The organism is Pseudomonas sp. PDM09 (assembly GCF_014852305.1).
Classification (GTDB): Bacteria; Pseudomonadota; Gammaproteobacteria; order Pseudomonadales; family Pseudomonadaceae; genus Aquipseudomonas.
In genome coordinates, this window is sequence record NZ_JACVBI010000006.1 from 297,711 (window position 1) to 320,473 (window position 22,763).

20 protein-coding genes are annotated in these 22,763 nt (G+C 60.4%); 4 read left to right on the top strand and 16 right to left on the bottom strand.

Annotation, left to right across the window (positions count from 1 at the left end; genetic code table 11):
* Positions 1 to 77 precede the first annotated feature (77 nt).
* From IB250_RS16845 to IB250_RS16865, 5 genes are all read right to left on the bottom strand, one after another.
* The gene (locus IB250_RS16845; protein WP_008040773.1) at positions 78 to 1,103 is read right to left on the bottom strand and encodes a putative 2-aminoethylphosphonate ABC transporter substrate-binding protein; all 1,026 of its coding nucleotides are present in this window, start codon (positions 1,101 to 1,103) and stop codon (positions 78 to 80) included.
* Between the two features lie 38 nt (positions 1,104 to 1,141).
* On the bottom strand, positions 1,142 to 2,866 hold the full coding sequence (locus tag IB250_RS16850) for a putative 2-aminoethylphosphonate ABC transporter permease subunit (RefSeq protein WP_192344944.1): 1,725 nt from the start codon (positions 2,864 to 2,866) through the stop codon (positions 1,142 to 1,144).
* Positions 2,866 to 3,942, bottom strand: coding sequence for a putative 2-aminoethylphosphonate ABC transporter ATP-binding protein (locus IB250_RS16855; RefSeq protein ID WP_192344945.1), 1,077 nt, complete (start codon positions 3,940 to 3,942; stop codon positions 2,866 to 2,868). Before IB250_RS16855 ends, IB250_RS16850 begins: the two co-directional genes overlap by 1 nt.
* A 224-nt stretch (positions 3,943 to 4,166) precedes the next feature.
* Positions 4,167 to 5,030 (bottom strand): LysR family transcriptional regulator, encoded by an 864-nt coding sequence (locus IB250_RS16860; protein WP_007897791.1) that lies wholly within the window; start codon positions 5,028 to 5,030, stop codon positions 4,167 to 4,169.
* Between the two features lie 16 nt (positions 5,031 to 5,046).
* Positions 5,047 to 7,302, bottom strand: coding sequence for a heavy metal translocating P-type ATPase (locus IB250_RS16865; RefSeq protein WP_192344946.1), 2,256 nt, complete (start codon positions 7,300 to 7,302; stop codon positions 5,047 to 5,049).
* Positions 7,303 to 7,386: 84 nt separating this feature from the next.
* Here IB250_RS16865 and cadR point away from each other — a divergent pair, with 84 nt between their 5' ends.
* On the top strand, positions 7,387 to 7,836 hold the full coding sequence (gene cadR / locus IB250_RS16870; protein WP_007897786.1) for a Cd(II)/Pb(II)-responsive transcriptional regulator: 450 nt from the start codon (positions 7,387 to 7,389) through the stop codon (positions 7,834 to 7,836).
* 125 nt (positions 7,837 to 7,961) lie between these two features.
* Here the strand turns inward: cadR and IB250_RS16875 are convergent, their stop codons facing one another.
* From IB250_RS16875 to IB250_RS16885, 3 genes are all read right to left on the bottom strand, one after another.
* Positions 7,962 to 8,933, bottom strand: a complete 972-nt coding sequence (locus tag IB250_RS16875) for a thymidylate synthase (RefSeq protein WP_192344947.1) — start codon at positions 8,931 to 8,933, stop codon at positions 7,962 to 7,964.
* A 64-nt stretch (positions 8,934 to 8,997) separates the two neighbouring features.
* Entirely contained in the window at positions 8,998 to 9,804 is an 807-nt protein-coding gene (gene lgt / locus IB250_RS16880; RefSeq protein WP_008007345.1) for a prolipoprotein diacylglyceryl transferase, read from the bottom strand.
* Positions 9,805 to 9,886: 82 nt separating this feature from the next.
* On the bottom strand, positions 9,887 to 10,669 hold the full coding sequence (locus IB250_RS16885; protein WP_007897738.1) for a sulfite exporter TauE/SafE family protein: 783 nt from the start codon (positions 10,667 to 10,669) through the stop codon (positions 9,887 to 9,889).
* Between the two features lie 134 nt (positions 10,670 to 10,803).
* On the opposite strand from IB250_RS16885, the gene IB250_RS16890 reads away from it, so the two are divergent.
* Entirely contained in the window at positions 10,804 to 11,550 is a 747-nt protein-coding gene (locus IB250_RS16890; protein ID WP_192344948.1) for an NRDE family protein, read from the top strand.
* A gap of 132 nt (positions 11,551 to 11,682) precedes the next feature.
* On the opposite strand, the gene ptsP is transcribed toward IB250_RS16890, so the two are convergent.
* Positions 11,683 to 13,962 (bottom strand): phosphoenolpyruvate--protein phosphotransferase, encoded by a 2,280-nt coding sequence (gene ptsP / locus IB250_RS16895; RefSeq protein ID WP_192344949.1) that lies wholly within the window; start codon positions 13,960 to 13,962, stop codon positions 11,683 to 11,685.
* Positions 13,963 to 13,984: 22 nt separating this feature from the next.
* The gene (locus IB250_RS16900; RefSeq protein ID WP_007897732.1) at positions 13,985 to 14,464 is read right to left on the bottom strand and encodes an RNA pyrophosphohydrolase; all 480 of its coding nucleotides are present in this window, start codon (positions 14,462 to 14,464) and stop codon (positions 13,985 to 13,987) included.
* 143 nt (positions 14,465 to 14,607) lie between these two features.
* Here IB250_RS16900 and IB250_RS16905 point away from each other — a divergent pair, with 143 nt between their 5' ends.
* Complete coding sequence (locus IB250_RS16905; protein ID WP_192344950.1) at positions 14,608 to 15,264, top strand: HAD family hydrolase; 657 nt, start codon at positions 14,608 to 14,610, stop codon at positions 15,262 to 15,264.
* Positions 15,265 to 15,382: 118 nt separating this feature from the next.
* Here IB250_RS16905 and IB250_RS16910 read toward each other — a convergent pair whose 3' ends face one another.
* Complete coding sequence (locus IB250_RS16910; RefSeq protein WP_192344951.1) at positions 15,383 to 15,811, bottom strand: DUF2269 domain-containing protein; 429 nt, start codon at positions 15,809 to 15,811, stop codon at positions 15,383 to 15,385.
* Between the two features lie 39 nt (positions 15,812 to 15,850).
* The gene (gene ilvA, locus IB250_RS16915) at positions 15,851 to 17,365 is read right to left on the bottom strand and encodes a threonine ammonia-lyase, biosynthetic (protein WP_123500323.1); all 1,515 of its coding nucleotides are present in this window, start codon (positions 17,363 to 17,365) and stop codon (positions 15,851 to 15,853) included.
* 275 nt (positions 17,366 to 17,640) lie between these two features.
* Between ilvA and rpiA the strand changes: the two genes are divergently transcribed.
* Positions 17,641 to 18,315 (top strand): ribose-5-phosphate isomerase RpiA, encoded by a 675-nt coding sequence (rpiA, locus tag IB250_RS16920; protein ID WP_192344952.1) that lies wholly within the window; start codon positions 17,641 to 17,643, stop codon positions 18,313 to 18,315.
* Between the two features lie 126 nt (positions 18,316 to 18,441).
* On the opposite strand, the gene IB250_RS16925 is transcribed toward rpiA, so the two are convergent.
* The 4 genes from IB250_RS16925 to IB250_RS16940 all read right to left on the bottom strand — a co-directional run bounded on the left by IB250_RS16925 (position 18,442) and on the right by IB250_RS16940 (position 22,752).
* Positions 18,442 to 19,359, bottom strand: coding sequence for an SdiA-regulated domain-containing protein (locus IB250_RS16925; RefSeq protein ID WP_192344953.1), 918 nt, complete (start codon positions 19,357 to 19,359; stop codon positions 18,442 to 18,444).
* Positions 19,360 to 19,456: 97 nt separating this feature from the next.
* On the bottom strand, positions 19,457 to 20,386 hold the full coding sequence (locus IB250_RS16930) for an SdiA-regulated domain-containing protein (RefSeq protein ID WP_192344954.1): 930 nt from the start codon (positions 20,384 to 20,386) through the stop codon (positions 19,457 to 19,459).
* Between the two features lie 270 nt (positions 20,387 to 20,656).
* The gene (locus IB250_RS16935) at positions 20,657 to 21,322 is read right to left on the bottom strand and encodes a fumarylacetoacetate hydrolase family protein (RefSeq protein WP_008007329.1); all 666 of its coding nucleotides are present in this window, start codon (positions 21,320 to 21,322) and stop codon (positions 20,657 to 20,659) included.
* 35 nt (positions 21,323 to 21,357) lie between these two features.
* Positions 21,358 to 22,752 (bottom strand): FAD-binding oxidoreductase, encoded by a 1,395-nt coding sequence (locus IB250_RS16940; protein WP_192344955.1) that lies wholly within the window; start codon positions 22,750 to 22,752, stop codon positions 21,358 to 21,360.
* Between the last annotated feature and the right edge of the window lie 11 nt (positions 22,753 to 22,763).

Here is a 22,763-nt window from a genome sequence, read left to right on the forward strand (position 1 = left end):
CACAAATTTAGTGTCCGCTGGAGATCTACTGTGGGAGCGGGCTTGCTCGCGAAGGGGCCCTGTCAGCCTACGAAGATTTACTTGGCAGCCACTTTCTCGGACTTGCCGTCATAGCGCTTGCGCCACTCGGTCAGGATTTCGTCACGATTCTTCGAGGCCCAGGCAAAGTCGTTCTTGATCAGACGCTGCTCATAATCCGCAGGCAGTTCGGTCTGCGGCTTGGCGATACCCGGTTGCGCGAGCACCGCGAAGTTCTCTTTATAAAGCTCCATCGCCGCCGGGCTTGCAGAGAAGTCCGCCAGCTTCTTCGCCGCGTCTTCGTGGGGCGTGCCTTTGATCACGGCGGTGGCTTCGATCTCCCAGCCCAGGCCTTCTTTCGGCAGGATGATGTCCAGCGGCGCGCCCTGGCGTTTCAGCTGAACGGCCGGGTATTCAAAGGAAATGCCGATCGGGAATTCGCCGGCGGCGGCGAGTTTGCACGGCTTGGAACCGGAGTGAACGTACTGGCCGATGTTCTGGTGCAGGTCGTCCATGTACTGCCAGCCCTGCTTCTCGCCGAAGGTTTGCAGCCAGGCGCTGACGTCGAGGAAACCGGTGCCGGACGAGGCCGGGTTGGGCATGACGATCTTGCCTTTGTACTCAGGCTTGGTCAGGTCCTGCCAGCTCACGGGCTTGGTCAAACCCTGTTTTTCGGCCTCGACGGTGTTGAAGCAAATGGTCGCCGCCCAGACGTCCATGCCGACCCAGGCTGGCGGGTTGGCCGCGTCGCGATAGTTACCGCCGATCTTGCCCAGGTCTTTCGGTGCGTAGCTTTGCAGCATGCCTTGCTGATCGAGAATCGCCAGGCTTGACGCCGCCAGGCCCCACACTGCATCAGCCTGTGGGCGGGCTTTTTCGGCCAGGAGTTTGGCGGTGATGATGCCGGTGGAATCGCGCACCCACTTGATCTCGACGTCCGGATTGGCCTTTTCAAAGGCCTCTTTGTAGGTCTTCAGTTGTTCGGCTTCGAGGGCGGTGTACACCGTCAACTCGGTTTTCGCCGCGAAGGCGTTCAGGCTGAAAGCGGTGAGGACAGCAGCGGCCAGGGCCAAAGGCTTGAACATGATCTTTTCCTGTTTGAGTTGAGGTGTGGGGGGGCAAATCAATGACTGGGCGCGGTCTGCCGCCAGGCCTGGGAGCGGCGCAACAAACCGCGCGAAGCCCAGGCCAGCAGCAGGGACACGCCCGCCGAGGTGAACAGAATCAGGGTCGACATCGCCGCCGCGCCGCCGACGTTGCCGGCGTCGTCCATGTTCAGCACCGCCACCGCCGCAAGGATGGTGTCGGGGCTGTAGAGGAAGATCGCCGCCGAGACGGTGGTCATGGCCGAGACGAACAGGTAACGCACGATGTCCAGCAATGCCGGCAGGCAGATCGGCACGGTGACCCGCAGGTAATGCCGGTACAGCGGCGCCTTGAGCGACAGCGCGGCGGCTTCGAACTCGGCATCGAGTTGACGCAACGCGGTGGTGGCGGTCATTTGGGCAGTGGTCAAATAGTGAGCAATGGTGCAGACCACCAGCAGGGTCATGGTCCCGTAGAGCACATGCAGCGGGTTGCCGCTGAGGTTAAAGAAGAAGACGTAACCCAGGCCCAGCACCAGACCCGGCACCGCCATCGGTACGAAACTGAGCATGCGCAGTGTCAGATTCAGTCCGCGCTGACCCTTGGTTTTTTCCATCAGGTAAGCACCGGTGAAGATCAGCACACTGCCGATCAACGCCGTACACAACGCCATCTTCACGCTGTTGCCGTAGGCCAGCCAGCCACCGCCCGCCGTGTCGTTGAACTGGTAATGATTGAGCGACAGCGACAGGTTGTACGGCCAGAACTTCACCAGCGACGAGTACACCGCCATGCCAAACACCAGCAGCAACACCGCGCAGATCAACAGCACGATGGCCAGATAACAAACGTCGCGCAGCGTCGATGGAGCCGGTTGAAACACTTGCGCCCGACCGCTCATGGAATCGCCACGACGCCGACGCAGCCAGGCGTCGACGCCGAAGCTGAACAGCGCCGGCAGCAGCAGGACCATGCCGATCAGCGCGCCGCGACCGAATTGTTGCTGGCCGACCACGGCCTTGTAAGCTTCCAGTGCCAGCACTTGATAGTCGCCCCCGACCACCACGGGCACACCGAAGTCGGTGATGGTCAGGGTGAAGACGAGGCAGAACGCCGCGAACACCGCCTGACGGGTCGCCGGCCAGGTGATGCTGCGGAAGGCTTTCGCCGGACTGGCGCCCATGCTGGAAGCTGCATCGAACAGTCGCGCATCCGCCAGGGACAGGGCCGACAGCAAAATCATCAAGGCGTGTGGGAAGGTGTAGATGACCTCGCCCAGAACAATGCCCCAGAAGCCGTAGATATTGTCCGAGAGCAAACCGCGCAGCATGCCCTGATTGCCGAACAGATAAACCAGCGCAATCCCCGGCAGCATCGACGGCGCCATCAGCGGTAGCAGTGACATACCGCGCCAGATGCCTTTACCGGGAATCAATGTACGTTGCAGCGCGTAGGCAAACAGATAAGCCAGCGGTACGACAATGGCCGCGACGCTGACAGATACTTTCAGGCTATTACCCAGCAGCCAGTGGAAATTGGCGCTGGTCAGCAGTTCGCGAGCGGCGATCAGTCCACCGCCCTGCCCGGCTTCGGAACTGAAACCGCGCCAGAAGATCGCCAGTAACGGCATCAACACCGCAACGCCAAGCAACACCAGCAACAGAACCTTGCCGCCGACCACGAATAGCCGATCGCCGATTTCGGCACGGGAGGCCTGCCGGACCTGCTTGTGCGGTATCGGCAGCGCGACGTTCGCGCCCATCAGGCAAACACCTGCAGGCTACGCGGCGGCAAGGCGACCATGATCTGCTGGGCACCGAGACGCGGCATGGCTTCCGGCGCCAGTTCCGCCAGCAATGCATGGCCCGGCAGCTGATCGAGTTCGAAGCTCATGCGGCAGCGGTTGCCGAGAAAAGTAATCTCGCGAACCTTGGCCGGGAACAGGTTTTCTTCATGCACCGGCGGGTTGACGTTAATGGCCTCGGGGCGGCAGAACAAACGGCCCGAGGCAGTTTTAGCGCTGCCTTCGGCCAGGCGCATGTTCATTCCACCGACCTGGGCATGACTGTCGCTGCTACGACGGAATGGCAGCCAGTTGCCCTGACCGACGAACTCCGCCACAAACGGTGTGGCCGGGCGGTCGTAGATTTCCTGCGGCGTGGCGTACTGCTCGACCTTGCCGTTGTTCATCACGGCGATGCGGTCGGCCATCAGCATGGCTTCGTCCTGATTGTGGGTGACCATCAGGGTGGTGACGCCGAGGTTGCGCTGCAATTGGCGCAGTTCGGTGCACAGATGCTCGCGGACCCGGGCATCGAGCGCCGACATCGGTTCGTCCAGCAGCAACAAGGAGGGTGCCGGCGCCAGGGCCCGAGCCAGTGCGACTCGCTGCTGCTGACCGCCGGACAACTGACCGGGGTATTTTTTCTCACTGCCGATCAGGCCGACCAGCTCCAGCATCTGACCGACACGCTGGCGCACTTCATCGCGACTGCTGCCGGCGAGGCCGTAGGCAATGTTCGCTTCGACGGTCAGATTGGGGAACAGGGCGTAGGACTGGAAGAGAATGCCGTAGTCCCGGGCTTGAGGTGCCAGGTGGGAAACGTCGCGATCGCCGAGGTATAACTCGCCGCTGTCTTGTTTCTCAAGGCCGGCGATGCAGCGCAGCAAGGTGGTTTTGCCACAGCCCGACGGCCCCAGGAGGCACACCAGCTCACCCGCCGCGACGTCGAGGGAAACGTTATCCAGCGCGGTGAACGCACTGAAGCGTTTCTGCACACCGCGCACTTTCATCGGCGCACCGGGGTTGGTCAGGGCAGTTGCAGTCGAGTGGTTCATGGACAGACCTCATCAAGCAGATGAGGGCCATCCTAGGTTTGCAATGCGTCCGTCATGTGGCAATGAGGCAAAAACGGCCGATAGTGGTATTCGGGGATTTGGGTTGGATGCCGCGGCGTACCGACGGACGCCTTCGCGGGCAAGCCTCGCTCCTACAGAGGAATGCGATCAATCTGTAGGAGCGAGGCTTGCCCGCGAAGAGGCCATAAGCATCGCCACAAGTCTCAGGCCGGAGCCATTTCCTGCGCCAACCCCAGAAACGCCGCCGGCAGCCGCGCACCTTTTCGCTCTTTGAGGCAATACAGATACTCGGGAATCTGCGGTGCATTTTCGATAGTCAGCACCCGCAATTGCGGATCATGCGGCACTTCCTGCCGAGCAATGATGCTGATACCAATGTTGCGCAATACCGCTTCACGAATCGACTCCCGGCTGCCAATCTCCAGCAGCGGCCCGAAACTCACCCCGGCGCCGGCCAGCAACTCTTCGGTCAGGCGCCGAGTGGTCGAGCCCGATTCGCGCATCAACAAGGTATGCCCCGCCAGCGCACTGAGCGGCACATGATCATGCACCGCCAGCGGATGATTGCGGTGCACCGCCAGCACCAGTGGATCGCTGCCGAGCACCCGGCGAATCAGCCGCGCATCGTCCAGCAACTGCGAGGACGCCGCGACATCGACCCGGTAATCCTCCAGCGCTTCGAGCACCTGTTGGGAGTTGCCGATTTCCACCGACACCTCCACTTGCGGTAAGCGCTCGCGAAAGGTCTTCACCAGATCGAGGATGTAATACGGCGCCGTGGCAGCGATGCGCAACGTGCCCTGGACCTGACCGCTGTTGCGCAGGAAGAACTCGATGTCGGCTTCCTGCTGCAACAGCGCCTTGACCATCGGCAGCAACCGCGCGCCTTCGTCGCTGACGCTGAGGCGGCGACCGCCACGGTAGAACAGCTCAACCGAGTACTGGCTTTCCAGATGCCGAATCTGAGTCGTTACCGTCGGTTGGCTCAGGCCGAGCTTTTTCGCCGCCAGGGTAATGCTGCCCAACCGGGCCACCATGTAAAACGCCTTCAGCTCGGCACTCAGCACACCCTTCCCTCATCGTCTATTTGCGCAACAGGCGCAAACCGTTGAACACCACCAACAGGCTCACGCCCATGTCAGCGAACACCGCCATCCACATGGTGGCGATCCCGGCGAAGGTTACCCCAAGAAAGATCGCTTTGATGACCAATGCCAGGGCAATGTTCTGTTTGAGGATATTCGAGGTCTGCCGCGACAGGCGGATGAAAGCCGGAATCTTGCGCAGATCGTCGTCCATCAGGGCGACATCAGCGGTTTCGATTGCGGTGTCGGTGCCGGCCGCCGCCATGGCGAAACCGATCTCGGCCCGCGCCAGTGCCGGTGCGTCGTTGATGCCGTCGCCGACCATCCCGACCCGATGGCCTTGGGCATACAGCGTTTCGATGGCTTGCAGCTTATCGGTCGGCAACAGATCGCCCTGCGCCTGATCGATGCCCACGTGGGCGGCGATGGCCTGGGCGGTATGAACGTTGTCGCCGGTCAGCATCAGGGTTTTGATGCCCAACTCATGCAACTGCTGGATCGCTTCGCGGCTGGATGCTTTCACGGTGTCCGCGACGGCAAACAGCGCCAGGGGGCCCGACTTGTCGAGCAACAGCACCACGGATTTGCCCTGTTTCTCCAGAGCAAACAGCTGCTCTTCCAGCGCTGGCGAACACAGGCCCAAATCTTCCACCAGGCGGTGATTGCCCAAGTGGTAGAGCTCACCGTTAATCTCGCCGCGCACACCACGCCCCGCCAGGGCTTCGAAGTTATCCACAGTCAGCGGCACAGGATGCTTATTCACAGCCGCGTTGGCGATAGCCAGCGACACCGGGTGATCCGAACGACCGGCCAGTGCCGCCGCAATGGCCGGGGCAATTGCATCAGCGATTGGATCGAGGGACACATAGTCGGTCTGCACCGGTTTGCCGTGCGTGAGGGTGCCGGTCTTGTCGAGGGCCAGGTAATCGAGTTTGTGGCCGTGCTCCAGATAGACGCCACCCTTGACCAGAATCCCTTTGCGCGCCGCAGCCGCGAGACCGCTGACGATGGTCACCGGGGTAGAAATCACCAAGGCACACGGGCAGGCGACCACCAGCAACACCAGCGCCCGGTAGATCCAGTCGAACCACAGCGCATCCATGAACAGTGGCGGAATCACCGCCACAGCCAGGGCCAGGATAAACACCGCCGGGGTGTAGATTTTCGAGAAACTGTCGACGAAACGCTGGGTCGGAGCGCGCGCGCCCTGAGCCTGCTCCACGGCGTGGATAATCCGCGCCAGGGTCGAATTGTTCGCCGCCGCGGTTACCGTGTATTCCAGCGAACCGGACTGGTTGATGGTGCCGGCGAACACTTTGTCGCCAATGGTTTTTTCCACCGGGAGGCTTTCACCGGTGATCGGCGCCTGATCGATGGTTGAGTTGCCGGACAGTACTTCGCCATCCAGACCGATCCGCTCGCCGGGACGCACCCGCACCCGCGCGCCCAGTTCGATGTTCTTAACCGGTTGTGCGACCCAACTGCCGTCGGCCTGCTGCACCGTGGCTTGCTCGGGGGTCATCTGCATCAGCCCGCCGATGGCGTTGCGTGCCCGGTCCAGCGACCTGGCTTCGATCAACTCGGCCACGGTGAACAGGAACATCACCATCGCCGCTTCCGGCCATTGACCGATCAGAATCGCGCCGGTCACCGCGATGCTCATCAGCGCGTTGATGTTCAGGTTGAGGTTTTTCAGGGCGATCCAGCCCTTTTTGTAAGTGCTGAGGCCACCGCTGAGAATCGAGATCAGCGCGATAACTGCCACCACCCAGTTTGGCGCCGCACTGGTGAAGTGGATAAGCTCGGCGGCCAGCGCCCCGACGCCGGACAATGCCAATGGCCACCAGGGCTTTTTCTCAGGCGCCGGAATTGGCGCTTCGACGCCCGGCTCCAGCGGCTCGGCGTGCATGCCGAGCGACTTGATCGCATCGATGATCGGCGCGGTGCCTGGCAGGTCATGGGTCACGCCCAACACCCGGTTGATCAGGTTGAATTCCAGTTGCTGCACACCCGACAGCTTCCCGAGTTTGTTCTGGATCAGCGTCTGTTCCGTCGGGCAGTCCATGGCCTCGATGCGGAAACTGCTCAGCCGCGCACCGGCAGTCGGCGTCTCGCTCAACTTGATCAGCGACGGCGCTGCTGCTTTGGAGGAACAGCAGGAATCCCCGTGGCCGCCATGCTCATGCTTGTGCAAAGGCTGCAGCTTGTGGCTGTGATCGTGCCCGGGTTTGTGGGTGTGAAGAGAATCGCTCATTGGTCGCGTCCATGAAGGTGCCTGTTGCCAAGTAAAGACCCTGTAGCCACTATAGGGTCAAGCATCCTTTTGGAGATTGCCTCGATGAAAATCGGAGAACTGGCGAAACTCACCGACTGCGCCGTGGAAACCATCCGCTACTACGAGCGCGAAAACCTGCTGCCGGAGCCGGCCCGCAGCGACGGCAATTACCGCGTCTACACCCAGGCTCACGCCGAGCGCCTGACCTTCATCCGCAATTGCCGAACCCTCGACATGACCCTCGAGGAAATCCGCAGCCTGCTGGCCCTGCGCGACAGCCCGCAGGATCAATGCGAAAACGTCAACGCGTTGATCGACGAACACATCCACCATGTGAAAGCTCGAATCGATGGTTTGCTGGCCTTGCAGACACAACTGCTCGACCTGCGCCAACGCTGCAGCGAAGGGCCGGATATCGATCAGTGCGGGATTTTGCAGCGGCTGGAAGTGAGCGGCGGGGTTGTGGCGACGGAGGTTGAGCATTCCCATGTCGGGAGAAGCCACGGCCACTAAGAACACCACAAATCAAATGTGGGAGCGGGCTTGCTCGCGAAAGCGGTCAATCATTCAACATTGATGTCGACTGATCCACCGCCTTCGCGAGCAAGCCCGCTCCCACATTGGTTCGGTGTCGAAGCTTATACCGCCATCGGCGCGGTCATCGGCGCGTGGTGTTCATAGCCTTCCAGCGAGAAATCGCTCGGCTCGATCTGCTCCAGCCATTCCGGTTGATAAACACCGGTCTTGGCAAACTCCGGCACGCGGTCGGAAATCACCAGTTTCGGCATCGGGAACGGCTCGCGCTTGAGCTGTTCGTTGAGCATGTCCAGGTGGTTTTCGTAGACGTGGGCGTCGCCGATGAAATAGGTGAACCAGCGCGGTGTGTAACCGGTCAGGCGACCGATCAGGCTCAGCAGCGCGGCGCCTTCGGTGAGGTTGAACGGCGTGCCCAGGCCCAGGTCGTTGGAGCGGATGTAGAGGGTCAGGGAGATTTCCCTGGTCTCGACATTCGGGTGGAACTGGTACAGCAAGTGGCACGGCGGCAGGGCCATTTCGTCGAGCTGGGCGACGTTCCAGCCGTGGAACAGGATGCGACGGCTGCCCGGGTCCTTGATGATGGTGTCGACGCACTGGCGGATCTGGTCGATCGCCTTGTACAGCACCACATAGGCCTGACCGTCTTCTTCGCCTTCGGCAATCTGACGATAACCCTGGCTCAACGTCTGCCCGATGGCGGCCTGGTTGCTGACCGGAATCTGCTTGTACGCCGGCCATTTGCGCCATTGCACGCCGTAGATCTCGCCGAGGTCGTCTTCACCCTGACGGAACGGGTTGGCCAGCCACTGCGCGTTTTCGTTGGCGTTCTGGTCCCAGACCTTGCAGCCCAGCGCACGGAATTCGGCGGCGTTGTTCACCCCGCGCAGAAAACCGCACATCTCGCCGATGGCGGATTTGAAGGCCATCTTGCGAGTGGTGATCGCCGGGAAACCTTCCTGCAGATCGAAGCGCAGCATCGCGCCCGGAAAGCTGATGGTGTTCACACCCGTGCGGTTGGCCTGTTTGGTGCCGTTTTTGATGACGTGGGCGACCAGTTCGAGATATTGCTTCATGAATTACCTGTGTCCTTGAACCCGGGACCATCGCCCCAGGGTTCGAATTTATAGCGCCTGCTTTTTATACAGCAGCTGCGGGGGCTGCCGGGGCGCGCCGATAAGCCAGCCAGATCAGGAACAGCCCGCCGACGATCATCGGAACGCAAAGCACCTGGCCCATGGTCAGCCAGTTCCAGGCCAGATAACCCAGTTGCGCGTCCGGCACGCGAACGAATTCGACGATGAAGCGGAAGATGCCATAGAACAGCGCGAACATCCCGGACACCGCCATGGTCGGCCGCGGCTTGCGCGAGAACAGCCAGAGGATCGCGAACAGCGCCACGCCTTCCAGCGCAAATTGGTACAGCTGCGACGGATGACGCGCCAGTTGCGCCGGATCGGTCGGGAAGACCATCGCCCACGGCACGTCGGTCGCCTTGCCCCACAACTCGGCGTTGATGAAGTTACCGATGCGCCCGGCACCCAGGCCGATCGGCACCATCGGCGCGACGAAGTCCATCAGCTGGAAGAACGACTTGTCGTTCTTTTTACCGAACCACAGCGCCGCCAGCATCACACCGATAAACCCGCCGTGGAACGACATGCCGCCCTTCCACACTTCGAAGATCAGGGTCGGGTTGGCCAGATAGGCGTTCAGATCGTAAAACAGCACATAACCCAAACGTCCACCAACGATGACACCCATCGACATCCAGAACACCATGTCGGAGAGTTTCTCCTTGGTCCAGGTTGGGTCGAAGCGGTTCAGCCGGCGTGATGCCAGCCACCACGCGCCGCCGATGCCGATCAGGTACATCAGGCCGTACCAGTGGATTTTCAGCGGACCGATGGCCAGGGCCACCGGGTCGATCTGCGGGTAAGGCAGCATTGCGACTCCTCGTTAGAGTTGAAACCTTCAAATTCCCGGGCGACGCTGTCACGCCAGGATTAAGCCAGGATTGCGCTACGCGTCAGAGCAAGAAGCTCAAGCCGACGCAAAACAGCAAAGCGGCAAACAGTCTTTTCAGCAAGCGCGGCGACAGCCTGTGGGCCAGTCGCGCACCGAGGCGGGCGAATACCATGCTGGTCAGGGCAATCCCCAGCAGCGCCGGCAAATAAACAAAACCGAGACTATGGGCCGGCAGCAGTGGATCGTGCCACCCCAGAATCATGAAACTTAAAGCACTGGCCAAGGCGATTGGCAGGCCACAGGCCGACGAAGTGGCCACCGCTTGCTGCATCGGCACGCTGCGCCAGGTCAGGAACGGCACGGTCAACGAGCCGCCGCCAATCCCGAAAATCGCCGAAGCCCAGCCAATCACACTGCCGGCCACGGTCAGACCGACTTTGCCCGGCACCGTTCGGCTGGCCTTGGGTTTGAAGTCCAAAGCGAGTTGAACGGCGATGATCAGCGCAAATACACCAATGATCTTCTGCAAATTCGGCCCGGAAATCGCTTCGGCAGTCAGTGCGCCGAAACCGGCACCGATCAGAATACCTAGCGTCATCCAGGCAAAAATCGGCCAACGCACAGCGCCGCGGCGATGATGCTCGCGGACCGCATTGACCGACGTAAAGATGATCGTCGCCAGGGAGGTGCCGACTGCCAGATGCGTCAGGATCGAGGCATCAAATCCCTGCAAGGTGAAACTGAACACCAGCACCGGGACAATGATGATCCCGCCGCCTACCCCGAACAGCCCGGCCAGCACGCCCGCACAGGCGCCCAGCGCCAGATAGAGCAGAAATTCCATGGCCACATCCCCAAGCATCCCGAATCAGGAGCGGCATGGTAACGGAAGCATGGCCTCGGGCTCCACTGTGGATGGCGATGGATCGATGAGCGATGTCTGCGTAGAGTGAGCAAAAAACACACAAGGACCACCTTATGTGCCTGATTGTTTTTGCCTGGCGACCGGGTCATGCCCAGCCACTGATCGTGGCGGCCAACCGCGACGAATTCTATGCCCGGCCCAGCCTGCCCCTGGCGCAATGGCCACATGCCCCGCACGTGTATGCTGGTCGCGACCTTGAGGCTGGCGGTACGTGGCTCGGGGTCGGCGCCAACGGCCGCTTCGCCGCGCTGACCAACATCCGTGATCCCCTTCAGCCGCCGGCGCGCAAGTCGCGAGGCGAACTGGTGGCGCAGTTTCTCAGCGGGGACATGTCGATTAACGACTATTTAACGGACGTTGTCGGACGTTCACCTGAATATGCCGGGTTTAATCTGTTGATTGGCAATGCCAACGAGCTATGGCACTTCAATGCCCGGGAGACGGAGGCAGTCATGCTCCAACCTGGCATTTATGGGTTATCTAACGCAGGGCTGGATACGCCGTGGCCGAAAGTGCTCAAGGCCAAGGCAGCATTGAGCGAGGTGTTGGGCGATCCGCAGCCGCAGGCGCTGTTGGCTTTGCTGAGCGATCCGCAGACGGCGCCGCTTGCCGAATTGCCGGACACCGGCGTGGGGCAGGCCACCGAGACGTTGTTGTCGAGCGTGTTTATCAAGAGCCCGACTTACGGGACACGGGCGAGTACGGCGTTGATCGTTCACGCGGATGGGGGGCGGCATATGGTCGAACGGAGTTTCGGACCGTATGGGGGGCATTTGGGGGAAGTGGAGGTCAGGATTTAGACGGGTTTAGCCTAGGCAGACCTCATCGCGAGCAGGCTCGCTCCCACATTGGATTTTCTGTGAACACAGATTTTGTGCACGACAGAAATCAACTGTGGGAGCGAGCCTGCTCGCGATGGGGCCGGAGCAGATTTAGAGGGTTTTAACCGAAGCCGGATTGATCATCCGCGCCAACCCAAGGTTCTTCAGCGCCAGTTGCAGCGAGCTGTGGATAACTTGCGGGTTGTCGATGGTCATCAGCTCCGCCAGCAATTCCTTGGCCTTGCTCAGGTTGATCTGACGCAGCATCCACTTCACTTTCGGTAAGTTGGTAGCGTTCATCGACAGGCTGTCGAAGCCCATCGCCATCAACAACACCGCCGCCGCCGGGTCACCGGCCATTTCGCCGCAGATACTCACAGGCTTGCCTTCGGCATGGGCGTCGCGCACCACGTTCTGCAAGGCTTGCAACACTGCCGGGTGCAGGTAGTCGTAGAGATCGGCCACCCGCGGGTTGTTGCGGTCCACGGCCAGCAGGTACTGGGTCAGGTCGTTGGAGCCGACCGACAGGAAGTCCACTTGTCGCGCCAGTTCCCTGGTCTGATACACCGCCGCCGGAATCTCGATCATCACGCCAACCGGCGGCATCGGCACGTCGGTGCCTTCGTCGCGGACTTCGCCCCAGGCCCGATGAATCAGGTGCAGGGCTTCTTCCAGTTCATGGATGCCGGAAATCATCGGCAGCAGAATGCGCAGGTTGTTCAGGCCTTCGCTGGCCTTGAGCATGGCGCGAGTCTGCACCAGGAAGATTTCCGGGTGGTCGAGGGTCACACGAATGCCGCGCCAGCCGAGGAACGGGTTGTCTTCCTTGATCGGAAAGTACGACAACGCCTTGTCGCCGCCGATGTCCAGGCTGCGCATGGTCACCGGTTGCGGATGGAACGCGGCGAGCTGCTCGCGATAGATTGCCAGCTGCTCTTTTTCGCTCGGAAAACGCTGGTTGATCATGAACGGCACTTCGGTGCGGTACAGACCCACGCCTTCGGCACCGCGCTTCTGCGCCCGCGCCACGTCCGCCAGCAGGCCGGTGTTGACCCACAGCGGCATGCGGTGGCCATCGACCGTCACGCACGGCAGGTCCCGCAATGCATCCAGCCCGAGGGCCAGCTGTTTCTCTTCCTCGACCACCTCGGCGAACTGCTTGCGCAGCACGTCACTGGGGTTGGTATAGACCTCACCGTGGTAGCCGTCGACGATCATCTGGATGCCGTCGACCTTGGAGTACGGCAAGTCGACCAGGCCCATCACCGTCGGAATACCCATGGCGCGCGCCAGGATCGCCACGTGGGAGTTGCCGGAACCGAGTACCGACACCAGACCGACCAGCTTGCCTTCCGGCACCTCGCCGAGCATCGCCGGCGTCAGTTCTTCGCTGACCAGAATGGTGTTGTCGGGGTAGACCAGAGTCTGCTGCCGCTCTTCCTGCAGATAAGCCAGCAAGCGCCGACCGAGATCCTTGACGTCCGAGGCGCGCTCACGCAGGTAGGCGTCGTCCATCAATTCGAATCGGTTGACGTGCTCGGTGACCACCTGACGCAACGCGCCCTGAGCCCACTGACCGGTCTTGATCACCGTGGTGATTTCGCTGCCGAGCGAGGCATCGTCGAGCATCATCAGGTAAACGTCGAACAGCGCCCGCTCTTCAGGCCGCAGCTGGGTCGCCAGCTTGGCGGACAAGGCACGCATGTCGGCGCGCACGCCTTCGATGGCGGTCTTGAACAGCGCAAGCTCTGCGTCAATGTCGGCGATAGTCTTGTCCGGCACCACATCCAGATCGGCCGGCGGCAGCATGACGACCGCGGTTCCGACCGCCGCGCCCGGCGAACCCGGTACCCCGACGAACTTTGCTTCCTGGATACCTTTGCCCTGCCGACCCAGGCCACGGATCGAACCGGTGGCCTCGGCGTGGGCGATAACGCCGGCAAGTTGCGCGCTCATGGTCACGAGGAAGGCTTCTTCACCTTCATCGAACTGGCGGCGTTCTTTTTGCTGAATGACCAACACGCCGACAACGCGACGGTGGTGAATGATCGGCGCCCCGAGGAACGAGGCGTAGCGCTCTTCACCGGTCTCGGCGAAGTAACGGTAGCGCGGGTGATCCGCGGCGTTTTCGAGGTTCAGGGGTTCTTCACGCGTGCCGACCAGGCCGACCAGACCTTCGTTGGGTGCCATGCTGACTTTGCCGATCGAGCGCTTGTTCAAGCCCTCGGTGGCCATCAGCACGAAGCGATTGGTCTCGGGGTCAAGCAAGTAGACCGAGCAGACCTGGCTGCCCATGGCCTCTTTGACGCGCAACACAATAATCCCCAACGCCGCCTTGAGATCCTTGGCGGAGTTAACTTCCTGGACGATCTTGCGCAGCGTATTGAGCATGGCTCGGGGTCGAACTCCGTCGTCAGTCGCGCGCTAAAAGGCGCGGGGCAAGCTCTTTGAGAGCGCGGCGATAAACCTCGCGCTTGAATGTCACCACCTGGCCCAACGGATACCAATAACTGACCCAGCGCCAGCCATCGAATTCCGGTTTACCGGTCAAATCCATCCGCACCCGCTGCTCGTTGGAGATCAGGCGCAGGAGAAACCATTTCTGCTTCTGGCCGATGCACAGCGGTTGGCTGTGCGTCCTGACCAGACGTTGCGGCAAACGATAGCGCAACCAGCCCCGGGTGCAGGCGAGTATTTCAACATCTTCGCGCTCCAGGCCCACTTCTTCGTTCAACTCGCGGTACAAGGCGTCTTCCGGCGTCTCCTGGGGATTGATCCCTCCCTGTGGAAACTGCCAGGCATCTTGATTGATACGGCGAGCCCATAGCACCTGGCCGGCATCATTCGTCAGAATGATCCCGACATTGGGGCGGAAACCATCGGGGTCGATCACGGCAACAACCTCGCAAACGCATGTCGTCGCATTGTTCCACAAAGGTTGTGAAAGCAGCAACGAGCCGACCTACCTTATGTGCACTCTTGTGAAAAGTCCGTATTCTGGACACCTTTCTACAGACTTTTCAGCGAGTAACTGTAATGCGGCTGGCTTTATTCGACTTGGACAACACGCTTCTGGGCGGTGACAGTGACCACGCCTGGGGCGATTATCTGTGCGAACGCGGTTTCCTCGACGCCGTCGCCTACAAGGCACGCAACGACGAGTTCTATCAGGACTACCTGGCCGGCAAGCTGGATAACGACGCGTACCTGAACTTCTGCCTCGAAGTTCTCGGTCGCACCGAGATGGCCACGCTGGATCAATGGCACCTGGACTACATGCGCGACTGCATCGAACCGATCGTGCTGCCCAAGGGCATCGAACTGCTGGCCAAGCACCGTGAGGCCGGCGACAAACTGGTGATCATCACCGCCACCAACCGCTTTGTGACCGGGCCGATTGCAGCACGTTTAGGCGTTGAAACCCTGATCGCCACCGAATGCGAAATGATCGACGGCCGTTACACCGGGCGCAGCACTGATGTCCCGTGCTTCCGTGAAGGCAAGGTGACCCGGTTGAATCGTTGGCTGGAAGAGACTGGCCACAATCTGGAAGACAGCTATTTCTACAGCGATTCGATGAATGACTTGTCGTTGCTGGAACAGGTGGCGAATCCGATTGCTGTTGATCCGGACGTGAATCTGCGGGCCGAGGCCGAGAAGCGGGGTTGGCCGGTGATTAGCCTGCGCGACTGATTAAGCCTGTAGCAGCTGCCGAGGTATGAGGCTGCGTTGCGGTCCGCAGGACCGCCCTTTGGGGCCGCTTCGCAGCCCATCGCAGCCTCGTACCTCGGCAGCTGCTACAGATTCCGCGCTATACCGGCTTGGCCCCCATCAACCCCGCAATGGCGATAAAGCAAACAAAGCTGAACAGCACCAACGCAAACGTAAACTTCCCATTCCCTCCCGCGGGCGCCTTGCGCAGCCGATTCAGCCGCACCACCAGCCAGAACCAGCCCAACGCCGCCACGGTGTAGAGCACACCGGACGCCAGCAGCCAGGTCTGCCCCAACGGCCAGCCCACCAGATGCACCATCCACCAACCGGTGAACGGCATGCTCAGCAGTGCCAGGCCCATCAATAGCCAGATGAACACCAACGGCCGTTGCAAGGTACGAGTGTGAGCGCTCGCGTCGCCGTTACGGCGGGCGCGCCAGACCCAGATCGCCAACCCCAGTGCGCTGATCAACAGCAACACCGTCGCCACGCTATGAGCGATTTTGAGGGCGGTTAACGTTTCCATTGTTCGATTTCCTTATGGCCTGCCGATCAGCGTAGCCGCTCAGCCGAGAAACAGCTGATAGGCCGGGTTGTCGCTTTCGTCCCAGTATGGGTAACCGATTTCTTCCAGCGCGGCCGGTACCAGATGACGCTCGTCGTGTGGCACTTGCAGGCCCGCAACTACACGGCCATCGGCCGCGCCGTGGTTGCGGTAGTGGAACATCGAAATGTTCCAGCGCCCGCCGAGCTTGTTGAGAAAATTGAACAACGCACCCGGACGCTCCGGGAACTCGAAGCGCAGCACCACTTCATCGACCACCTGGGCGGCACGCCCGCCGACCATGTGGCGGATGTGCAACTTGGCCAGTTCGTTGTCGGTCAGATCAAGCACCGGGAAACCCTGCTCAGTGAGACTGGCGAGCAGCGCACTGCGCGGGTCGTTTTCCGGATGCGTCTGCACGCCAACAAAGATGTGCGCTTCGCTGCCGGTGTTGTAGCGGTAATTGAATTCGGTGATCTGGCGCTTGCCGATGGCTTCGCAGAACGCCTTGAAGCTGCCCGGTTTCTCGGGGATGGTCACGGCGATGATGGCTTCGCGACCCTCGCCCAATTCAGCGCGCTCGGCCACGTGGCGCAAGCGGTCGAAGTTGACGTTGGCACCGGAATCAATGGCCACGAAGGTATGGCCGGTGACACCGCGTTGCTCGACATACTTCTTGATCCCGGCCACGCCCAAGGCGCCGGCAGGTTCAGTGATCGAGCGGGTATCGTCGTAGATATCCTTGATTGCCGCGCAGATTTCATCGGTGCTGACGGTGATTACTTCATCGACATAGTCTTTGCAAATGTCGAAGGTGTGCTGACCAATCTGCGCCACCGCGACGCCGTCGGCGAAGAGGCCCACGGTCGGCAGGATCACGCGTTCGCCAGCGGCCATGGCGGCTTGCAGGCAGTTGGAGTCGTCCGGTTCGACGCCGATGATCTTGATTTCAGGCCGCAGGTACTTCACGTATGCCGCGATCCCGGCGATCAACCCGCCGCCGCCCACCGGGACGAAGATTGCATCCAGACGCCCCGGGTGCTGGCGCAGAATCTCCATTGCCACCGTGCCCTGCCCGGCAATGGTGTGAGGATCGTCGTAGGGGTGAATGTAGACGTAGCCTTTTTCGTCGACCAGTTTCAGCGAGTAGGCCAGGGCTTCCGGGAACGAATCCCCGTGCAGCACCACTTTACCGCCACGCGAGCGCACACCTTCGACCTTGATTTCCGGGGTGGTCTTGGGCATCACGATGGTCGCTTTCACGCCCAGAACCTTGGCCGCCAGGGCCAGGCCTTGCGCATGGTTGCCCGCCGACGCGGTGACCACGCCGCGAGCGCGCTCTTCATCGCTCAGCTGCGTCAGCTTGTTATAGGCGCCGCGAATCTTGAACGAGAACACCGGCTGCAAGTCTTCACGCTTGAGCCAGATATCGTTGCCCAGCCGCTCGGAGAGCTGGCGGGCAGTCTGCAATGGGGTTTCTACGGCAACGTCATAAACGCGCGAGGTGAGGATCTTTTTGACGTACTGTTCGAGCATCGGAAAGCATCACTGAGCGGGTTGGGCAGGGCCAAGGAGTCTAACCCGGCTTTTGGGCGGGCGACCACACTTGTAGGAGCGAGGCTTGCCCGCGAAAGCGATCTTACTGCCAAATTTATGCTGGATGTGATGACCTCTTCGCGGGCAAGCCTCGCTCCTACAGTTAATCAATTGTCTGGCGTGCGCATTTGACCCGCCAATCGGGCAATGACCTTCCCCATCGCGAGGCCTATAATGCCGGCCTTTCGTCCCTTCTTCGGCACTTCGGAGCCCGCATGACCCAGGATCAACTCAAACAGGCGGTGGCTCAGGCCGCCGTCGACTTCATCCTTCCAAAACTCGACGACAAGAGCATCGTCGGGGTCGGCACCGGCTCCACCGCCAATTGCTTCATCGATGCCCTGGCCAAGCACAAAGGCGCGTTCGATGGCGCGGTCGCCAGCTCCGAAGCCACCGCCGCCCGCCTCAAAGGCCACGGCATTCCGGTGTATGAGCTCAATACCGTCAGCGACTTGGAGTTCTACGTCGACGGCGCCGATGAAAGCGACGAGCACCTGCACCTGATCAAGGGCGGCGGCGCAGCCCTGACCCGCGAGAAGATTGTTGCGGCCGTGGCCAAGACCTTCATCTGCATCGCCGACGCCAGCAAACTGGTGCCGGTGCTTGGTGCGTTCCCGCTGCCGGTGGAAGTGATCCCGATGGCCCGCAGCCACGTGGCCCGCCAACTGGTGAAGCTCGGCGGCGACCCGGTTTACCGTGAAGGCGTGCTGACCGACAACGGCAACATCATCCTCGACGTGTTCAACATGCAGATCACCAACCCGGTGGAGCTGGAAACACAGATCAATGCCATCGTCGGCGTGGTCACCAACGGCTTGTTCGCAGCCCGCCCGGCTGATTTGCTGCTGCTGGGGACGAGCGAAGGCGTGAAAACCCTGCGCGCCGAGTAAGCCAAACACAAAACCTCTGTAGGAGCGAAGCTTGCTCGCGAAGGCGGCGTATCAGTCGACATCTCTACTGACAGATGCGCCGCCTTCGCGAGCAAGCTTCGCTCCTACAGGGGGTACGCGTGCTGGTCAGGGTTGCGGTGGTTTTTTGAAGACGTAGAACAGATTCGGCTCGCTGACGAGGTAGAGGGTGCCGTCATCGTCCATGGCGATGCCTTCCGCTTGCGGCACAGTCTTCTGCAACCCCTGACGCCCCTTGCTCAGTGACAGGGTGGTCAGCGGTCGCCCGTCAACGTCCAGCTCCAGAATCAGTCGCGATTCATCGGACAGCGCCAGCAGATGGCCGCTACGCTCATCGTATTGCAGGCTCGACAGGTCTCGCACGAACATCCCGGCATCGCGCTTGGGGTTGTTCACCACATGCACCGCGTAGGACTTCTCCGGGTTGTAGTGCGGGAAGCCCTGCACTTCGTAGATCAGCATCGGGTCGCGCTCCTTGGCGACGAACAAGCGCTTGCCCACCGAGTCATAGGCCAACCCTTCGAAACCCTTATTGCCACGCATGTGCACGCCGAGGGTAATCTGTTCAGCGTCGGCGGCATCAAGGAACGTCGTGTCCGCCTCCAGATGAATCTTGATCAACCGTTGCTGGCGCTCGTCGGTGATCACATAAGTGTCAGCGCTGATGAACTCCACCGCCTCCGGGTCGCCAAACCCGATCAGTGCCACACGCCGCAGGATTTTGCCTTCCAGGGACAATTCGATCAGTTCGGCATTTTTGTTGGTGACGGTGAACAGGCTTTTGCGCACGGGATCGAAGGTCAGCGCCGAAACATCGTCATCCAGACCGTCAATGACTTGCGCCTCGATCGTTACCTGATATTGATCCAGGCCAATCGACTGGGCATTCATCGGCTGCCATAACGTCTGCACATTGAACCAGGTGCGCTCGAACAGGCGCAGGTATTGGCCGACGGCAACCAGCATGATCAGCGCAATGACCGACAGGATCAGTATCAGGGGTTTGGGACGGGCAAGTCGGCGCATTCAGGCGGGCTCGGAAACAAGACGGGCGGATGAAATACCACGGCAGTATGAATTCAAGCTTAATGGCCAATGGCCTTTGACGACAATTGCCGAACTCCTACGGTTGTTTTTCGAAGCGATAGAACAGGTTCGGCTCACTCACCATGTACAGCGTGCCCGCTTCGTCCATCGTCACGCCTTCGGCACGGGGAATGGTTTTTTTCAAACCATTGAAACCACCCAGCAGGGTCATGAAGCTGACCTGCTCGCCTTTTTCGTCCAATTCCAGCAACAAGTGAGAGTCGGCGGACAGCACCAAGGTATGGCCGGTGCGCGGATCAATGGCCAGGGCCGACAGGTTGCGGATATCCAGTTCGTCGCTGGACAGCTTTTGCTTGTCGCCCTTGAGGATTTGGCTGCCATCGCTTTTCCAGCTGAACAGCGCCGGCGGACGCTCTTCACCCAGCAACAGTTGCTGGTTGCGCGCATCCCAAACGATCGCCTCGAAGGCCTTGTTCTGGTTTTTCGACGGGCCCAGGTCGTATTTCGGGAAACTGGCGATATTCAGTTCGCGAGTATCGGCATCGACCTTGACGATGGAAAGCAGGTGTTTGCGCTCATCGGTAATCGCCAGCAAACCGTTGCCCATGACCGCCACCGCTTCCGGGTTGCTCCAACCCACCAGCGGCATCTTGCGCAACACATCGCCCTGCAACGTCAGCTCGACCAGGAACGGGTTCTTGCCCATCACCGCAAACAGGGTTTTGGTCTGCGGGTCATAAGAAACATCTGACGCTTCGTCCTTCTCCATGCCCGGCAGCAACTTGGCGTCGATCACCGCCCGGTAGTCCGGCAGCCAGATACTCTCTTTTCGCTCGGCCGGGCTTTCAAAGCGCTCCATCACCCAGAGCACGCCGCGATCATCCCAGTGCATCGCAAACACGAGGCCATACACAGCAGCCGCTACCAGCAAAAGCCAGGAATACCAACGCATGACAAAGCGCGAACGGCGGGCAGTTTTCAGCTTGGACAGCGGTTGGGTGGCCATGCAGGGATGCGTTCCAGAAATTCAGGCTATGGGTAATAGCACATTGGGACTGGCTCAGACGCCAGAAGCCCCGGAATTATCCGGACAACATGTGAAAAAAACGGGAAATGGCGGGATTGCCCTTTGCGGGCAGATGCGATTCCCAGGAAGGATCACAAACCAAAGTGGGAGCGGGCTTGCTCGCGAATGCGGTCTGTCATCCAACATTGATGCTGGATTTGACGACCTCTTCGCGAGCAAGCCCGCTCCCACACTGGGTTTTGCGTTGGGTCAGCGCACGCTGCTGGTGAAGCGGCTGGCGCCTGGCAGTTCGAGCACCAGTTCGTCACCGACATTCAGCGGGCCAACACCCACCGGCGTACCGGTGAGGATCACGTCACCGGCCTGCAGCGAGAAGCAGCCGGCCATGTACTGGATCATCGGCACGATCGGATTCAGCATGTCCTTGCTGTTGCCATCCTGGCGCACTTCACCATTGATGGTCAGGCGGATACCGATGTCGGTCAGGTCGGCGAAGGTGCTGCCAGCCACGAACGGCGCAATCACCGCCGCGCCGTCGAAGGACTTGGCGATTTCCCACGGCAGGCCCTTGGCTTTCAGCTCGGCCTGTTTGTCGCGCAGGGTAAGGTCCAGAGCCGGGGCGATGCCGGAGATGGCATCCAGTACTTCTTCACGGCTCGGTTTGGTCGACAGTGGCTTGCCGATCAATACGGCGATTTCCGCTTCGTAATGCACCGAGCCACGTTCGGTCGGAATGCTGAAACCGCCTTCCAGCGGCACCACACAACTGCCCGGTTTGATAAACAGCAGTGGCTCAGTAGGCACCGGGTTGTCCAGTTCCTTGGCGTGTTCGGCGTAGTTACGGCCGATGCACACCACTTTCCCCAACGGGAAATGAATACGCGTACCGTCGACATACTGGTGCTGATAGCTCATTACCGACTCCTGTTTCGTAGCTCTTAAATTCCAAGTCAAACAGCGAAAATCTTGCCCGGGTTCATGATGCCGTTCGGGTCGAACACCGCTTTGACGGCTTTCATGTACTCGATCTCAATCGGCGAGCGACTGTAGGTCAAGTAATCACGCTTGGTCATGCCCACGCCGTGTTCGGCGGAAATCGAACCGTTGTACTTCTCGACGGTTTCGAACACCCACTTGTTGACGGTCGCGCATTTGGCGAAGAACTCGTCCTTGCTCAGGTTGTCCGGCTTGAGGATGTTCAAATGCAGGTTGCCATCGCCGATGTGGCCGAACCAGACGATTTCAAAATCCGGGTAATGTTCGCCGACGATCGCGTCGATTTCTTTCAGGAACGCCGGGACTTTCGACACAGTGACCGAAATGTCGTTCTTGTACGGCGTCCAGTGGGAGATGGTTTCGGAGATGTACTCGCGCAACTTCCAAAGGTTCTGCAACTGGGTTTCGCTCTGGCTCATCACGCCGTCCAGTACCCAGCCCTGCTCGACGCAGTGCTCGAAGGTTTCCAGGGCATGATTGGCCACTTCTTCGGTGGTCGCTTCGAACTCCAGCAGCGCGTAGAACGGGCAATCGGATTCGAACGGCGCCGGTACGTCACCGCGCGCCATAACCTTGGCCAAGGCTTTATCGGAGAAGAACTCGAAGGCAGTCAGGTCAAGCTTGCTCTGGAACGCGTGCAATACCGGCATGATCGAATCGAAATCGGCAGTGCCGAGGACCATCGCGGTGAGGTTTTTCGGCGCACGGTCCAGACGCATGGTGGCCTCGACCACAAAACCCAGGGTGCCTTCGGCGCCGATGAACAGTTGACGCAGGTCGTAGCCGGTGGCGTTCTTGATCAGGTCTTTGTTCAGTTCCAGCAGATCGCCCTTGCCGGTGACGACTTTCATGCCGGCCACCCAGTTGCGGGTCATGCCGTAGCGAATCACCTTGATCCCGCCGGCATTGGTGCCGATGTTGCCGCCAATTTGGCTGGAACCTGCCGACGCGAAGTCCACCGGATAATACAAACCGAGTTCTTCGGCCTTGTTCTGCAATTGCTCGGTGACCACGCCCGGCTGACAAACGGCCGTGCGGTCAGTCAGGTTCACGTCGAGGATCTGGTTCATGTAGTCGAAGGACACGACCACTTCGCCATTGGCTGCCACGGCCGCAGCCGAAAGCCCGGTACGACCGCCAGACGGCACCAGCGCAACCTTGTGTTCATTGGCCCAACGGACGATGGCCTGGACCTGCTCGGTGGTCTTGGGAAACACAATGGCCGTCGGGGCCGGGGCGAAATGCTTGGTCCAATCCTTGCCGTAAGCATTCAGGGAGTCGGCGTCGGTCAGGACCTTGCCAGGCTCAACCAGGGTCTTCAGCTCATCAATCAGCGCAGGATCGGTCATCGACAGAACTC

Coding starts and splice junctions, on each gene's coding strand:
- rpiA (WP_192344952.1), top strand. CDS start 17,641: ATGACCCAGGATCAACTCAAACAGGCGGTGGCTCAGGCCGCCGTCGAC.
- IB250_RS16890 (WP_192344948.1), top strand. CDS start 10,804: ATGTGCCTGATTGTTTTTGCCTGGCGACCGGGTCATGCCCAGCCACTG.
- IB250_RS16845 (WP_008040773.1), bottom strand. CDS start 1,103: ATGTTCAAGCCTTTGGCCCTGGCCGCTGCTGTCCTCACCGCTTTCAGC.
- IB250_RS16935 (WP_008007329.1), bottom strand. CDS start 21,322: ATGAGCTATCAGCACCAGTATGTCGACGGTACGCGTATTCATTTCCCG.
- IB250_RS16905 (WP_192344950.1), top strand. CDS start 14,608: ATGCGGCTGGCTTTATTCGACTTGGACAACACGCTTCTGGGCGGTGAC.
- IB250_RS16855 (WP_192344945.1), bottom strand. CDS start 3,942: ATGAACCACTCGACTGCAACTGCCCTGACCAACCCCGGTGCGCCGATG.
- IB250_RS16875 (WP_192344947.1), bottom strand. CDS start 8,933: ATGAAGCAATATCTCGAACTGGTCGCCCACGTCATCAAAAACGGCACC.
- IB250_RS16885 (WP_007897738.1), bottom strand. CDS start 10,669: ATGGAATTTCTGCTCTATCTGGCGCTGGGCGCCTGTGCGGGCGTGCTG.
- IB250_RS16925 (WP_192344953.1), bottom strand. CDS start 19,359: ATGCGCCGACTTGCCCGTCCCAAACCCCTGATACTGATCCTGTCGGTC.
- IB250_RS16910 (WP_192344951.1), bottom strand. CDS start 15,811: ATGGAAACGTTAACCGCCCTCAAAATCGCTCATAGCGTGGCGACGGTG.
- cadR (WP_007897786.1), top strand. CDS start 7,387: ATGAAAATCGGAGAACTGGCGAAACTCACCGACTGCGCCGTGGAAACC.
- ptsP (WP_192344949.1), bottom strand. CDS start 13,962: ATGCTCAATACGCTGCGCAAGATCGTCCAGGAAGTTAACTCCGCCAAG.
- lgt (WP_008007345.1), bottom strand. CDS start 9,804: ATGCTGCCTTACCCGCAGATCGACCCGGTGGCCCTGGCCATCGGTCCG.
- IB250_RS16865 (WP_192344946.1), bottom strand. CDS start 7,302: ATGAGCGATTCTCTTCACACCCACAAACCCGGGCACGATCACAGCCAC.
- ilvA (WP_123500323.1), bottom strand. CDS start 17,365: ATGCTCGAACAGTACGTCAAAAAGATCCTCACCTCGCGCGTTTATGAC.
- IB250_RS16850 (WP_192344944.1), bottom strand. CDS start 2,866: ATGGGCGCGAACGTCGCGCTGCCGATACCGCACAAGCAGGTCCGGCAG.
- IB250_RS16930 (WP_192344954.1), bottom strand. CDS start 20,386: ATGGCCACCCAACCGCTGTCCAAGCTGAAAACTGCCCGCCGTTCGCGC.
- IB250_RS16940 (WP_192344955.1), bottom strand. CDS start 22,752: ATGACCGATCCTGCGCTGATTGATGAGCTGAAGACCCTGGTTGAGCCT.